2 protein-coding genes and 2 pseudogenes are annotated in these 16,025 nt (G+C 75.8%); all 4 read right to left on the bottom strand.

Annotated elements, in window-relative coordinates:
• The coding region (locus ADL15_RS05910; RefSeq protein WP_449369300.1) for a type I polyketide synthase at positions 1 to 2,253 on the bottom strand (2,253 nt) is incomplete at its 3' end.
• Positions 2,230 to 2,304: pseudogene (locus ADL15_RS57360) on the bottom strand (polyketide synthase docking domain-containing protein); the annotation flags it as partial. The gene ADL15_RS05910 and the pseudogene ADL15_RS57360, both read right to left, overlap by 24 nt.
• 147 nt (positions 2,305 to 2,451) lie before the next feature.
• Positions 2,452 to 11,535: a type I polyketide synthase gene (locus ADL15_RS05915; RefSeq protein ID WP_067685589.1), complete on the bottom strand. Its 9,084-nt coding sequence runs from the start codon at positions 11,533 to 11,535 to the stop codon at positions 2,452 to 2,454.
• A gap of 41 nt (positions 11,536 to 11,576) precedes the next feature.
• Positions 11,577 to 15,962, bottom strand: a pseudogene (locus ADL15_RS05920) (type I polyketide synthase); the annotation flags it as partial.
• Between the last annotated feature and the right edge of the window lie 63 nt (positions 15,963 to 16,025).

The raw sequence follows: 16,025 nt of genomic DNA on the forward strand, positions 1-16,025 counted from the left end.
GACCCGGTCGGCGTTCAGCCGGGTCACGGCGTCGGCGAAGCGCACCGGCTCGCGGACCTGCCGCACCCAGTACTCCGGGTCGGTCCAGTCCCCGTCGGCTGCCACGGTCGAGACCACGGCTAGGCGCGGCTCGCTGAACGTCAGCGTCGCCACCACGGCCCGGAAGTCGTCGAGCATCGGCTCCATCAGCCGCGAGTGGAACGCATGACTGGTCCGCAGCCGGGTCGTCTTCCAACCGTGCGCTTCAATGGGCGAAATGTCCGCATCGACCCCGGACACCACGACAGCGCGCGGCCCGTTTACCGCCGCAATGTCGACATCCGGGAACGCCGCACGGACCTCGTCCTCGGACGCCTGCACGGCGACCATGACCCCACCGGCGGGCAGCGCCTGCATGAGACGGCCCCGCGCGGACACCAGCGTGGCAGCGTCGGCCAAGGTCAACACCCCGGCCGCATAAGCAGCGGCGATCTCACCGATGGAATGCCCGGCCACCACATCCGGGTGCAGGCCCCACGAACGCACCAGGGCGAGGAGAGCGACTTCCAGGGCGAAGATCGCCGGCTGCGCCCAGCCGGTCTGCTCCACCTCCGGCTCCGGCAGCTCCAGCAGCGCCGCGACCTCGTCATACGCGGCGGCGTAGACCGGGAACGCCTGATAGAGACCACGTCCCATGTCGAGACGCTGCGAGCCCTGGCCGGTGAAGACGATCGCGAGGCGACCCTCGGCCGCCGTGCCCCGGACCGTGGTGTCGCCCAGCAGCACCGCGCGGTGCTCGTGAACCGGCCGGGTCACCAGGGCAGCGGCCACGTCGAGGGGGTCGGCGGCCACCGCGCGGATCCGGTGGATCAGGGCGTCGAGGGAGGTCTCCGAGCGGGCGGTGACCACCAGCGGCACGACCGGCGGCGCGGCCACCGTGCGGGCCGGCTCGGCGGGGGCCGCAGGCGCCTGTTCGAGAATGACGTGCGCGTTGGTGCCGCTGATGCCGAACGACGACACCGCGGCCCGGCGCGGACGGCCGGTCGCCGGCCAGGCCCGGGCCGACGTGAGCAGCTCGACGGCGCCGGCGGACCAGTCCACCTGCGGGGTCGGCTCGTCCACGTGCAGGGTGCCGGGCAGCTCGGCGTGGGTGAGCGCGAGGATCGTCTTGATCACGCCGCCGACGCCCGCCGCGGCCTGCGCGTGGCCGAGGTTGGACTTCAGCGAACCCAGCAGCAGCGGCCGTTCCCGCTGCTGGCCGTACGTGGCGAGCAGGGCCTGCGCCTCGATCGGGTCGCCGAGGCGGGTGCCGGTGCCGTGCGCCTCCACCGCGTCGACGTCGGCGGGGGTCAGGCCGGACGCGGCCAGCGCCTGCAGGATGACCCGCTGCTGGGCGCCGCCGTTGGGCGCGGTCAGCCCGTTGGAGGCGCCGTCGGAGTTGACGGCGCTGCCGCGCAGCACGGCCAGGACCGGGTGGCCGAGGCGCTGGGCGTCGGAGAGGCGTTCCAGCAGCAGCAGGCCGGCGCCCTCGGACCAGCCGGTGCCGTCGGCGGCCGCGGCGAACGACTTGCACCGGCCGTCGGCGGCGAGCCCGCCCTGCTTGGTGAACTCGCCGTAGGAGTCCGGGGTCGACATGACGGCCACCCCGCCGGCGAGTGCGACCGAGCACTCGCGGCTGCGCAGCGCGTGGGCGGCCAGGTGCAGCGCGACCAGCGACGACGAGCAGGCGGTGTCGATGGTGACGGCCGGTCCTTCGAAGCCGAAGGTGTAGGCGAGCCGGCCGGAGAGCACGGCCGGGGCGGTGCCGGTGAGCAGGTGGCCGAGCACACCCTCGGGCATGTCCTCGACGTACGAGCTGTAGCCCATGTAGCTGCCGCCGACGAAGACGCCGGCCTGGGTGCCGCGCAGCGTGGCCGGGTCGATGCGGGCCCGTTCGAAGGTCTCCCAGGCGACCTCGAGCAGGACACGCTGCTGCGGGTCCATGGCTAGCGCCTCGCGGGGACTGATCCCGAAGAAGGCCGGGTCGAAGTCACCGGCGTCGTAGAGGAAACCACCGGCGTACGCGTCGAGGCCCGGGGCGCCGGGCTCGTACCAGGTCTCCCAGCCGCGGTCGCCGGGCAGCGCGGAGATCGCGTCGCGGCCCTCGGTGACCAGCCGCCACAGGTCCTCCGGCGAGGCCACCCCGCCGGGGAACCGGCAGCTCATCGCGACGACGGCGATCGGCTCCTGCTCGGCCGACTCCCGCTCGGCGAGCCGCCCACGGGTCTGTGTCAGCTCGGCGGTCACCAACTTGAGGTAGTCGCGGAGGGTTTCCTCGGTCGCCATAACGCTCCACCTCTGCGGATCACCGGGTACGCCGTACCGATCGACGCCCGCCGCCTGCCGCGGCGGGCGATCCAGCGGCCGAGGCTCAGGCTAGGGAAGCCCGATCGAGGCCGGGCACCCCTAGCGCTCCCCTAGCACCGGGACCGGTCAAGCCCGTCCGAGCTGGGAATCAATGAACTTGAGCAGCTCGTCGTCGGAGTCGTCCGCCGGGGCCGGCGACACCGGCACCGGGGCCGGGATCGCGCCGCCGTCCAGCGCGGACAGCAGCGTCCGCAGCTTGATCCGCAGCTTGGTGGCGGTGATGGTGTCCGGGGTGCCGCCGGCGAGCCGGCGTTCCAGGTCGTCGACGTCGTCGAGCACCGACCGGGTGCCGCCGGGCACCAGCTGCACCCGCAGGTGCGCCGCCAGGGCGGCCGGTGTGGGGTGGTCGAAGACCAGTGTCGCGGGCAGGCGCAGCCCGGTCGCCGCGTTGACCCGGTTGCGCAGCTCCACGGCGGTGACCGAGTCGAAGCCGATGTCCCGGAAGGCCCGTTCCGGCGTGATCTTCTCGGTCCGTTCGAAGCCGAGCACGGCCGCGACGTGCTCGCGCAGCAGGTCGACCAGTTCCCGGTCGGCGTCGCCCTCCGGCAGCTCGGCGAGCCGGGAGCGCAGCGCGCCGGCGGCGTCCCCGGCCGGTTCGGCGAGCGCGTCGCGCACCGCGCCGCCGAAACCCGGGTCGCCATCGCCGGGCCGGGCCGCTCGACGGGTGGCGGCCTCCAGCTCGCTGAGCAGCAGGCCGGGGCGGGCGATGCCGAACGCCGGCAGGAAACGGGCCCAGTCGACGTCGGCAGCCACCAGCGCCGGGTGGGCCGTCGCCAGCTCGGCCACGGCACGGCCCGGGTCGAGCGGGCGGATGCCCAGCCGCAGCAGTGAACCGTCGGCGGCGGGCGCGGCGGCGATGCCACCGCCCGCCCACGGGGACCACGCGATCGAGGTGGCGGGCCGGCCCTGGGCGCGGCGCCAGGCGGCGAACGCGTCGAGGAAGGCGTCGGCCGCGGCGTACCCGGGGTGGCGCGCGGTTCCCCAGGTCCCGGCGACCGAGGTCAGCACGAGGAACGCGTCCAGGTCCGGCAGCAGCTCGTCGAGCAGGACCGCACCGGTGACGCGGGCACCGGTCACCGCGGCGATCCCGGCCGGTGTCAGGTCTGCCAGCGGGGTGTTCTCGGTGACGCCGGCCGCGTGCACCACCGCGGTGACGTCGTCCGGCAGCCCGGCGACCAGGGCCCGGGCCTGGTCACTATCGGTCAGGTCGGCGGCGATCACGGTGACCTGGGCGCCGGATGCGGTGAGCTCGTCACGCAGCGCCCGCAGGGCCGGGCTGTCGGCGGCCCGGCGTCCGGTCAGCACGATCCCGGTCGCGCCGTTGCGGGCCGCCCAGCGGGCGGCGTGGCCGCCGAGCCAGCCGGTGCCGCCGGTGACCAGGACGGTGCCGCGCGGGCGCCAGCCGCCGGAGCCTGCCGCCGGTGCGGGTCGCAGCCGCCGCACCCAGGCCTGCCCGGCCCGCAGGGCCACCTGGTCCTCGCCGCCGGGGGCGCTCAGCAGCGCGGCGAGGCCGTCCGCCGAGCCGGTCGTCACGTCGATCAGGCCGCCCCAGCTGTGGGGGTGTTCCAGCGCGGCGACCCGGCCGAGGCCCCAGAGCTGGGCTTGCCCGGGATTGGTCACCGGTTCGCCGCCGGCCTCGACCGCGCCGCTGGTGAGCGCCCAGAGCGGCGTGTCCCGGCCGGCCAGGGCGCGGATCAGGTCGACGGTGCCGGCCAGGCCACCGGTGACGGCGTGCTGGTCGGTGTGCGGGCTCTCGTCGAGGGCCAGCAGCGAGACGACCCCGGCGAGGCCGTCCGGCAGCGCACCGTCCGGGCCGGTCGTGGTCACGGTCGCGCCGGCCGCCGTCAGCTGTTTCTCGACGGCCGCTGCCATCTCACCGGCGGCGGGCGGGGTGACGATCAGCCAGTGGCCGGTGAGCCGGGGGTCGTCGGCCAGGGGCATCGGGGACCAGGTGACGGTGTGGCGCAGGGTGGCCGCCGGGTCGGGCAGTTCCTCGGCGGCGTCGCTGGGTGAGAGCCAGTAACGGCGGTGCTGGAAGGGGTAGGTCGGCGCGTCCGGCAGCCGCCGGCCGCCGGTGAACCACCGGGTCCAGTCGACCTCCACGCCCTGCACCCAGGCCTGGGCCAGCGCGCGGATCTGCGCGGCCGGGCCGTCCTCGCCCCGGCGCAGCGTCGCCCACACCCCGGCGCCGGGGGCGTTCTGCTCCAGCGGCAGTGTCAGCACCGGATGCCCGGACACTTCGGCGAACAGCCGGAACCCGGATGCGGCCAGTGCCGCGACGACCGGGGCGAGCCGGACCGGTTCCCGCAGGTTGGACCACCAGTAGCCGGCGTCCACCGGCTCGGTGACCAGCCCGGCGGTGACCGTGGAGTACCACGGGATCTGCGGCGTGGTGCCGCGCATGTCGCCCAGCGCGGTGAGCATGTCGGCGCGCACCGGGTCGACCTGCGGGGAGTGCGAGGCGTAGCCGACCTCGACCAGCCGGGCGCGGACGCCCTGCTGCTCGGCCCACGGCACGAACGCTTCGACCGCGGCCCGCTCCCCCGCCACCACGACCATGGCCGGCGAGTTGACCGCGGCGACGCTCAGCCCGGCCCAGCGCGGCTGGGTGAGCCAGTCGGCGACCTGGTCCGGGCCGGCGCCGATCGACGCCATGCCGCCGGTGCCGTCCAGGTCGACGAGCGCGCGGGACCGGGCGGCGACCACCCGGGCGCCGTCGTCGAGGGAGATGGCGCCGGCCACCACGGCGGCGACGACCTCACCCTGCGAGTGCCCGACCACCGCCGCGGGGGTGACGCCGTACGACTGCCACCAGGCGGTGAGGGCGACGCCGACGGCCCAGAGCACCGGCTGGACGATCTCGACCCGGGTCAGCCAGTCGCCGTCGGAGCGCAGCGTCTGCTCGACCGAGAAGCCGACCAGCGGGCGCAGCGCCGCGTCGCACTCGCGCAGCCGGGTGGTGAAGGCCGCCGAGTCGAGCAGGCCCGCGGTCATGTGCAGCCACTGGCCGCCCTGTCCCGGATAGACGAAGACGACGTCGGAGCCGAGGACCGTACCGGTGACCGGTGCCGAGCCGGTCGCGGCCGCGGCCAGGCCTTCGGCGTCCCAGGCCACCGCGCGTTCGGTGAGCCCGGCGCGGGCGGCGAGGGTGACGGCGAGATCGAGCGGTGCCGCACCGCCGGCCAGAACGTCGCGCATCGTCGCGGCCTGCGCGACCAGGCCGGCGGTGTCGGCCGCGGCCAGCAGCAGCGGCACCGGCCCGCTCGGCGGCGCGGGCGCCGGCTCAGCGGTGTCCGGTTCGGCGGGTGCCTGTTCGACGATCACGTGGGAGTTGGTGCCGCTGACCCCGAAGGCGGACACGCCGGCCCGGCGCGGGCGGCCGGTCTGCGGCCAGGGCCGGGCCTCGGCGAGCAGGGCGACACCGCCGAGCTCCCACTCCACGTGCGGTGAGGGCCGGTCCACGTGCAAGGTGGCCGGCAGGATCCCGTGCCGCAGCGCGAGCACCGTTTTGATCAGCCCGGCCATGCCGGCCGCGGCCTGGGTGTGCCCGAGGTTCGACTTGACCGAGCCGAGCCAGAGCGGTTCGCCGGTACGGCCCGCGCCGTACGTGGCCAGCAGCGCGTTCGCCTCGATCGGGTCGCCGAGCGTGGTGCCGGTGCCGTGCGCCTCGACCGCGTCGATGTCGCCCGGGTCCAGGCGGGCGTTCGCGAGGGCCTGGCGGATCACCTTCTGCTGCGCGGTGCCGCTCGGCGCGGTCAGCCCGTTGGAGGCGCCGTCCTGGTTGACCGCGCTGCCGCGGATCACCGCGAGCACCGGGCGGCCCGCCGCGCGGGCGTCGGAGAGCCGCTCGGCCACCAGGACGCCGACGCCCTCGCCCCAGCCGGTGCCGTCGGCCGCGGCGGCGAACGACTTGCACCGGCCGTCACCTGCCAGGCCGCCCTTGCGGCTGAACTCAACGAACGGGCCGGGTGTCGACATCACCGTGACGCCGCCGACCAGGGCCAGGTCGCATTCGCCCTGGCGCAGGGCCTGAGCGGCCAGGTGCAGGGCGACCAGCGACGAGGAGCAGCCGGTGTCGACGGTCATCGCCGGGCCTTCGAGGCCGAAGACGTAGGAGACCCGGCCGGAGAGCACGCTGGCCGCGTTGCCGGTGCCGAGGTGCCCCTCCAGCTCGCTGGGGAACACGCCCATCGACCACAGGTAGTCCGAACCGTTGGTGCCGGCGTACATGCCGGTGCGGCTGCCGCGCAGGCCGAGCGGGTCGAGACCGGCGCGTTCCAGGGCCTCCCAGGAGCATTCCAGCAGCAGGCGCTGCTGCGGGTCCATCGCGACGGCCTCGCGCGGAGTGATGCCGAACAGCCGGGCGTCGAAGCCGGCGACGTCGTCGAGGAAGCCGCCCTCGCTGGTGTACGTGGTGCCGCGCACCGAGGAGTCCGCGTTGACCAGGTCACCGAGGTACCAGCCGCGGTCGGTGGGGAACGGTGACATCGCGTCGACGCCGTCGGTCACCAGCCGCCACAGGTCGTCGGGTGTCGTGACACCGCCGGGGAAGCGGCAGCTCATCGCGGTGATGGCGATCGGTTCGTCGAGCGCGGCCACGCTGGCCACCGCGACACCGGGCTGGGTGGCAACGGTGGTGCCGGCGACCCGGGCGAGCAGGTGCGCGGCGAGGGCGGCGGCGTTCGGATGGTCGAAGACGACGGTGGCCGGCAGCGGCAGCCGGGTCTCGGCGCGCAGCCGGTTGCGCAGGTCGACCGCGGTGAGCGAGTCGAAGCCCAGGTCGCGGAACGGCCGGCGCGGAGCGATCTCGTCGCCGCCGGCGTGGCCCAGCACGGCGGCCGCGCTGGAGCGGACGAACTCCAGTACGACGCGCTGCTGCTCGGCCGGGGGCAGCCCGGCCAGCCGGGCGCCGAGTCCGCCGGCCCCGGTGATGTCCGCCTCGGGGTCGGCGGAACGGGTGAGCGCCTCGCGGACCGCCGGGATGTCCCCGATCAGCGGCCGGGGGCGGAGCGCGGTGAACAGTTCGGTGAAGCGCGGCCAGTCGACGTCGATGACACAGACCGTGGTGTCGTCCTCGGCGACCGCCCGGCTGAGCGCCTCGATCGCCAGCGGCGGCGGCATCGCGATCACACCGCGGCGGCGCAGGTCCGCGCCCACCTCGGCGGAAGCCATCCCGGCGTCGGCCCAGGTGCCCCAGGCGATCGCGGTCATCCGGGCGCCGCGGGCGCGGCGCTGCTCGGCGAGCGCGTCGAGGGCGGCGTTGGCGGCCGCGTACGCGGCGTGCGAGTGGCTGCCCCAGACGCCGGAGAGCGAGGAGAACGTGACGAACGCGTCCACGTCGCCGACCAGCTCGTCCAGGTGCAGGGCACCGGCGACCTTGCTCGCGAGCAGCTCGTCGAGCAGGTCCACCCCGGTGTCGCCGAACGGCACGTTGGCGCCGGTCCCGGCGGCGTGCACCACGGCGTCGACCGGGCCGGCGCCGGCCAGCAGCGCCGCGACCGCGGCCCGGTCGCTCAGGTCGCAGGCGGTGATCGCCACGGTGGCGCCGGCCGCGGTCAGCTCGTCGTGCAGGTCCGCGGCGCCGGGCGCGTCCAGGCCTCGACGGCTGGTCAGCACGAGGCGTTCGGCGCCGTTGGCGGCGGCCCAGCGGGCGACCCGGGAGCCGAGCGCGCCGGTGCCGCCGGTGATCAGGACAGTGCCGCGGGGCCGCCAGGGCGGGGTCCGGCGGCGCGCCGGTGCCGGGGTGACGCGGCGCGCCCACAGCCCGGTGTCGCGGATCGCCAGCTGGTCATCCGGGCCGAGGGCGCCGGCCAGCACGGCGGCGAGGGTTTCGCGGGCCCGGTCGTCGAGCTGCTCGGGCAGGTCGATCAGGCCGCCCCACCGGCCCGGCAGCTCCACGCCGGCGATCCGGGCCAGGCCCCAGACCTGCGCCTGGCCGAGGCTCGCCGGTGGTCCGCCGACGCCGACGGCGCCGCGGGTGAGCACGTGCACGGGCGCTTCGAGGCCGGCGTCACCGAGGGCCTGGAACAGCGTCAGGGTGCCGGCCAGACCCCGGCTGACCAGCGGCCGGCCGGGCACCGGGCGGTCATCGAGGGCCAGCAGCGACACCACCCCGGCGTACGGGCCGGTGGGCAGGGCCGCGGCCACGGCGGCCCGGTCGGCGGCGCCGTCCAGCACCAGAACGTCAGCATCGGGGAAGAGCCCGGCCAGGTCGGAGCCGTCGAGGTCGGGGTGGATCAGCAGCCAACGGCCGGTGGGGCTCGCCGGGGCGGGGGCCGGGCGGGCGGCCCAGGTCACCGCGTAGCGCCAGGCGTCGATGGTGGACTCGCGGGTGCGGTGCTCGCGCCAGGAGCTCAGCCGGTCGTGCACCGGCGCGACGACGGCCGGGTCGAGGCCGAGCTCGCCGGCGAACGACGTGGCGCCCGCGTCGACGGCCGCCCAGAACTCCGGGTCGGCACCCCGGTCGCGGCGCTGCTCGTCCGCGGTCAGCCAGTGCCGGCGCCGCTGGAACGCATACGACGGCAGCTCCGGCAACCAGCGCACCCCGTCGAACCACGGTGACCAGTCCACGGCGACGCCCCGCGTCCAGGCGTCGCCGAGCGCGCGGATCCGGGCCGCCGGGCCGTCCTCGCCGCGGCGCAACGTCCCCCAGACCCCGGCGTCGGGCGCGCACTGCTCCAGCGCCACGGTGAGCACCGGGTGCCCGGAGACCTCGGCGAACAGCTGGAAGCCGTCCGCGGCGAGCTGCTGGATCACCGGCGCGAAGCGGACCTGCTCGCGCAGGTTGGTCCACCAGTACCCGGCGGCCGGCGCGGTGGTGACGCGCTCACCGGTGACGGTGGAGTACCACGGGATGCGCGGCACCGCCCCGCGCACGTCGGTCACGGCGGCGAGGATCTCGTCGCGGACCTGCTCGACCTGCGGCGAGTGCGACGCGTAGCGGACCTCGACCAGCCGGGCGCGGATGTCGCGGCGCTCGGCCCACGGCACGAACGCCTCCAGCCGGTGCCGCGGCCCCGCCACGATGACCTGGGCCGGGCCGTTGACCGCGGCCACCACCAGGTCGGGCCAGTCCTGCGTCAGCCAGGTCTCGACGTCGGCGGCGGGGGCGTTGACCGAGAGCATGCCGCCGTCGCCGGTGAGGCCGGGCAGCACCCGGGAGCGCGCCGCGACCACCCGGGCACCGTCCTCGACGGTGAGCGCGCCGGCCACCACGGCCGCGACGACCTCGCCCTGCGAGTGGCCGACCACGGCGGCGGGGGTGACGCCGTAGGACTCCCACCAGGCGGTCAGGGCCACGCCGACGGCCCACAGGACCGGCTGCACCACCTCGACGCGGGTCAGCCAGTCGTCGTCGGAGCGCAGCACCTGCTCCACCGAGAACCCGACGTGCGGGCGCAGCGCGGCATCGCACTCGCGCAGCCGGTCGGCGAACGCCGGTGAGTCCAGCAGCCCGACCATCATGTGCAGCCACTGGCCGCCCTGGCCGGGGTAGACGAACACGACGTCGGAGGAGTCCAGGGTGGTGGTCGCGGCGTGTCCGGATTCGACCGTGGCGAGGCTGTCGAGGTCCCAGGCCACCGCTCGGTCGCTCAGGGTGGCGCGGCGGGTCAGGGTGGCACCGATCGACGGCAACGGGACTCCGGTCGCGGCGATTGTTCGTACCATCGCGGCTTGTGCCTGAAGAGCAGCGGGCCCGGCGCCGGACAGCAGCAGCGGGACCGGCGCGGTCGTTTCCGGCGCAGCCGGCTCGAGGACCGGTTCCGGGTCGCCCTGCTCGAGGATGACGTGGGCGTTGGTGCCGCTCATCCCGAACGAGGACACCGCCGAACGGCGCGGGCGGCCCTGCTCGGGCCAGGGCCGGGCCTGGGTGAGCAGCTGCACCGCGCCGGACGACCAGTCGACCTTCGGGGTGGGCGCGTCGACGTGCAGGGTGGCCGGCAGGACACCGTGGCGCATGGCCTGGACCATTTTGATGATGCCGCCGACACCCGCGGCGGCCTGGGTGTGCCCGATGTTCGACTTGAGCGAGCCGAGCCACAGCGGCCCGTCGGCGCGGTCCTGGCCATACGTCGCGAGCAGCGCCTGCGCCTCGATCGGGTCACCCAGCGTGGTGCCGGTGCCGTGCGCCTCGACCGCGTCGACCTCCGCGGTGGTCAGGCCGGCGTCGGCCAGCGCCGCCCGGATGACGCGCCGCTGCGACGGGCCGTTCGGGGCGGTCAGCCCGTTGGAGGCGCCGTCGGAGTTGACCGCGGTGCCACGGACCACGGCCAGCACCGGGCGGCCCGCCGCGCGCGCCGAGGAGAGCCGCTCGACCAGCAGCACGCCGGCGCCCTCACCCCAGCCGGTGCCGTCGGCGCCGGCCGCGAACGACTTGCACCGGCCGTCGGCGGAAAGGCCGCGCTGCCGGGAGAATTCCAGGAAGGTGCCCGGCGTCGCCATCACCAGCACCCCCGCGACCAGGGCCTGGTCGATGTCGCCGGACCGCAGCGCCTGCACGGCCAGGTGCAGCGCGACCAGCGACGACGAGCACGCGGTGTCGACGGTGACCGCGGGGCCCTCGAGGCCGAACGTATAGGCGAGCCGGCCGGAGAGCACGCTGGCGGCGTTGCCGGTGCCGAGGTGGCCCTCCAGCTCGCCGGGGTGGTCGCCGAGCAGGCCGAGATAGTCCTGGTCGTTGCTGCCGGTGTACACGCCGGTGCGGTCGCCGCGGCGGCTGAGCGGGTCCAGCCCGGCGCGTTCGTACGCCTCCCAGGCGCACTCCAGCAGCAGCCGCTGTTGCGGGTCCATGGCGCGGGCCTCGCGCGGGCTGATGCCGAACAGCGACGCGTCGAAGTCACCGGCGTCGTGCAGGAACCCGCCGGCCCGCGCGTACGAGGTGCCGGCCGCGTCCGGGTCGTCGCTGAACAGTCCGGTCAGGTCCCAGCCGCGGTCGGCCGGGAAGTCACCGACGGCGTCGCGGCCGTCGGCGACCAGCCGCCACAGGTCGTCGGGGCCGCGCACGTCACCGGGGTAGCGGCAGGCCATCCCGACCACGGCGATCGGCTCGGCGGCCCGCGCGTCGGCCTCGCGCTGCTGCCGGCGCAGCCGGTCGATCTCCTTCAACGAGTTGCGCAGGGCGTCGACGAGCTTCGGGTCCGGCTGGGTCATGGTTGTTCTCCGCTCAGGACAGCGAGAAGGCAGGAGGGCGGTCAGAAGTCGAGGGCGAGCTTGACCAGGTCGTCGACGTCCATCGCGTCGAAGTTCCCGTCGGCCGGTGGCGTCGGTGCCGCCGGTGCCAGCGCCAGCAGCCGGGTCAGCAGCCCGGATTCGCGCAGCCGCGCGACGTCGACGGCGGCCAGCGCCGCCCGGATCTCGGCGTCGCTGAGCGCGACCGGCGCCGCGGCGGGTGCCAGCGCCTGCCGCAGGTGACCGGCGAGCGACTCGGCGTTCGGGTGGTCGAAGACGACCGTCGGTGCCAGCGCGACGCCGGTGGCGGTGATCAGCCGGTCGCGCAGCTGGACGGCGGTCAGCGAGTCGAAGCCGAGCTCGGTGAAGGCCCGGGCGGGTGCGACCGCGGCGCCCGAGGCGTGTCCGAGAACGACGGCGACCTGGTCGCGGACCAGTTTCAGCAGGATCCGGTCCCGTTCGGCCGGCTCGGCGGCGTCGAGCCGTGCGGCCAGGTCCGAGAGGGTGGGGCCGGACGGGGCCGGCTCGGGTTCCGGCAGCAGGCCGGCGATCAGCGGCCGGTGCCGGGCTGCGGAGAACACCGGGACGAACCGGTCCCAGTCCACGTCGGCGATGGTGACCAGGGCCTGCTCGGCGCCGACGGCCAGGGCGAGCGCGTCCAGGGCCCGGGCCGGTGCCATCGGGGTGAGGCCGCGGCGGCGCAGCTTTTCGGCGATCCGGTCGTCGGCGGCCATGCCGATGCGCGCCCAGGGTCCCCAGGCGACCGCGGTGGCGGGCCGGCCGGCGGCCCGGCGGCGGGCCACCAGCGCGTCGAGGGCCGCGTTGGCCGCCGCGTACGCCGCCTGGCCCGCGCTGCCCCAGACACCGGCGATCGAGGAGAAGACGATCAGGTGCGCGGCGGGCAGCAGGGCGTCGAGGTGTTCCGCGCCGTCCACCTTGCCGGCCGCGACGGCGCGCAGGTGGGCGCTGTCCTCGTCGGCGAGCGGCAGGTCCTCGCTGATCCCGGCGGCGTGCACCACGGTGTCGACCGGGCCCACGGCGGCCAGCAGGTGCGCCACGGCGGAGCGGTCGGCCAGGTCGCAGGCGTGTACCTCGGCCTGCGGCAGCTCGGCGAGCAGCTCCGTGACGCCGGGGGCATCGGTGCCGCGGCGGGAGACCAGGATCAGCCGGTGTGCCCCGCGCCCGGCCGCCCATCGGGCCACCTCGGCGCCGAGGCCGCCGGTGCCGCCGGTGATCAGTACGGCGCCGGACGGCTCCCAGGAGCGGGCGCCCGGTGGCAGCGGTGCGGCGACGACGCGGCGCAGCAGCACGCCCGGCTCGCGCACGGCGACCTGGTCCTCGCTGCCGAGCCGGCCGGCGAGCACGGCCACCAGCCGGTCGGGTGCGGCGCCGTCGAGCCGGTCCGGCACGTCGACGAGCCCGCCCCACCGGTCCGGGTGTTCCAGGGCGGCGACCCGGGCCAGTCCCCACGCGCCGGCCGGGCCGAGCAGGGCCGCCGGGTCGGCGGGGCCGGTGGCGACCGCGTGCCGGGTGAGGAACCAGTGTGGCGCCGCGATGCCCTGCTGCAGCACGTCCAGGGCTTCGGCGGGGGTGGCTACGGCGGCCAGGACGCCGGTCAGGCCGGGTCCGGGCCGGTCGGTGACGGTGGCGCCGGCGGCGCTCAGCACGTCGGCGAGGGTGCCGTCGTCACCGGTGAGCAGCCAGGTGCCGGTCAGGGTGGCCGGTGCCGGTGCCGGTTCGGGTGCCGGGTGCCAGGCGACGCGGTAGCGCCAGGCGTCGGTGCCGGGCTCGGCGGCGGGCACAGCGTCGAGCCAGAAGCGGCGGCGGTGGAAGGCGTACGGGGGCAAATCCACCCGTCCCGCGCCGGGCAGCACGGCGTCCCAGTCGACAGGTGCCCGGGCGGCCGTCTCGGCGAGCGCGGTCAGGGCGGTGGTGACCTCGTCGTGCCCGCGACGCAGCACCGGTACCGCGCCCGGCACCAGCGCGGACAGCACCGCGTCCGGGCCGACCTCGACGAACCGGGTGACGCCGGTCAGCTCGTCGACCGCGTCGGCGAAGCGCACGGTCGCGCGCACGTGCCGCACCCAGTACTCCGGGTCAGCCCACGCGCCGCTGCCGGTGAAGGTGAGCCCGCGCACGACGGCGCGGAACTCATCGAGTATCGGCTCCATCAGCCGGGAGTGGAACGCGTGGCTGGTCCGCAGCCGCGTCGTCTTCCACCCGTGGCCTTCGATAGGCGAAATGTCCGCCTCGAGGCCCGACACGACGACCGCACGCGGCCCGTTGACCGCCGCAATGTCGATCTCCGGGAACGCGGCACAGACCTCGTCCTCCGACGCTTGCACCGCCAGCATCGCCCCACCGGCCGGCAGCGCCTGCATCAGCCGTCCCCGCGCGGTGACCAGGGTGGCCGCGTCGTCGAGCGACAGCACGCCGGTGACGTGCGCGGCGGCGATCTCGCCGATCGAGTGGCCGACCACGGCGTCCGGCCGGATCCCCCAGTGCTCGAGCAGGGCGTGCAGGGCCACTTCGACGGCGAAGATGGCCGGCTGGGCGTACTCGGTGCGGTGCAGCAGCTCCGCGTCGTCGAGGACGGTGGCCAGGGGCCGGTCGAGGTGCGAGTCGAGGGCGGCGGTCACCGTGGCCAGCGCCCGCGTGTAGGCGGGGAACTCCGCGGCGAGCTGGGCGCCCATACCGGCACGCTGCGAGCCCTGCCCGGTGAACAGGAACGCGCACTTGCCGCGTGCCGGGACGGCCTCGACGACGCCGGGCACCGCCGCGCCGCCGGCCCAGGCGCTCAGCGTGGCCGCGGCCGCCGGCGGGCCGTCCGCGGTGGTCGCCAGGAACACCGCGCGGTGCGGCAGGGTGGCGCGCCGCGCGGTGGCACGGGCGACGTCGGTCATTGCGGCGCCGGGGTGCGCGGCGAGGTAGCGGCCCAGCTCCCCCGCCTGGCGGCGCAGCGCCTCAGGGTCGGGAGCGGTGACGATCAGCGGCACCATCCGGCGCGCTTCGGCAGGCGCGGCGGGGGCCGCGGCCGGGGGTTCCTCGACGATGACGTGCGCGTTGGTGCCGCTGATCCCGAACGACGACACACCCGCGCGCCGGGGACGATCACCGGCCGGCCACGGCAGCGCCTCGGTGAGCAGCGCGACGTTACCGGCGGCCCAGTCCACCTGCGGCGTCGGCTCATCCACGTGCAGGGTGCGCGGCAGCACACTGTGCCGCATCGCCTGGACGACCTTGATGATGCCGGCGACACCCGCGGCGGCCTGGGTGTGCCCGAGGTTGGACTTGATGCTGCCCAGCCGCAGCGGCTCGGCCCGATCCTGGCCGTACGCGGCGAGCAGCGCCTGCGCCTCGATCGGGTCGCCGAGCGTGGTGCCGGTGCCGTGCGCCTCGACCAGGTCGACGTCGCGCGCCCCGATCCCGGCGGCTGCGAGGGCGGCCCGGATGACGCGCTGCTGCGCCGGGCCGTTCGGCGCGGTCAGCCCGCTGGACGCGCCGTCCTGGTTGACCGCGGTGCCGCGCACCACGGCGAGGATCGGGTGCCCGAGGCGCTGGGCGTCGGAGAGCCGTTCGACCAGCAGCATGCCGGCGCCCTCGCCCCAGCCGGTGCCGTCGGCGGCCGCCGCGAACGACTTGCACCTGCCGTCGGCGGCCAGCCCGCGCTGCCGGGAGAACCCGATGAACGTGTCCGGGGTGGCCATCACGGCGGCGCCGCCGGCCAGGGCCAGGTCGCATTCGCCGGACTGCAGGGCGTGTGCCGCGAGGTGCAGCGCTACCAGCGACGACGAGCAGGCGGTGTCGACGGTGAGCGCCGGGCCTTCCAGGCCGAGCGTGTAGGCGATCCGCCCGGACGCGACGCTGCCGGAGTTGCCGGTGCCGAGGTACGCCTCCACGTCGTCGGGCACGTCGAGCAGCCTGGCCGCGTAGTCGTGGTACATCAGCCCGGTGTAGACGGCGGTGCGGCTGCCGCGCAGGCCGAGCGGGTCCAGTCCGGCGCGTTCGACGGCCTCCCAGGCGGTCTCCAGCAGCAGGCGCTGCTGCGGGTCCATGGCCAGGGCCTCGCGGGGCGAGATGCCGAAGACGTCCGGGTCGAAGTCGGCGGCCTGGTAGAGGAAGCCGCCCTCCCGGGCGTAGGAGGTGCCCGGGTGGTCGGGGTCGGGGTGGTAGAGCCCGTCGACGTCCCAGCCCCGGTCACCGGGGAACGGGCCGATGCCGTCACGACCGTCGGCGACCAGGTCCCACAGCTCGTTCGGGCTGGTGATGCCACCCGGATAGCGGCAGGCCATGCCGATGATGGCGATGGGTTCCCGGGTGCCGGCCTCGACCTCGGCCAGCCGTTTGCGGGTCTGGTGCAGGTCCGCGGTCACCCGCTTGAGATAGTCCCGCAGCTTCTGCTCACTCGACGACACCGCGCCTCACCCCACTCCGGCGGCGCCGCGGACGAGCGGCACCGCCGCGGACGCTAG

This window comes from Actinoplanes awajinensis subsp. mycoplanecinus (assembly GCF_001509495.1).
Taxonomy (GTDB): Bacteria; Actinomycetota; Actinomycetes; order Mycobacteriales; family Micromonosporaceae; genus Actinoplanes; species Actinoplanes palleronii.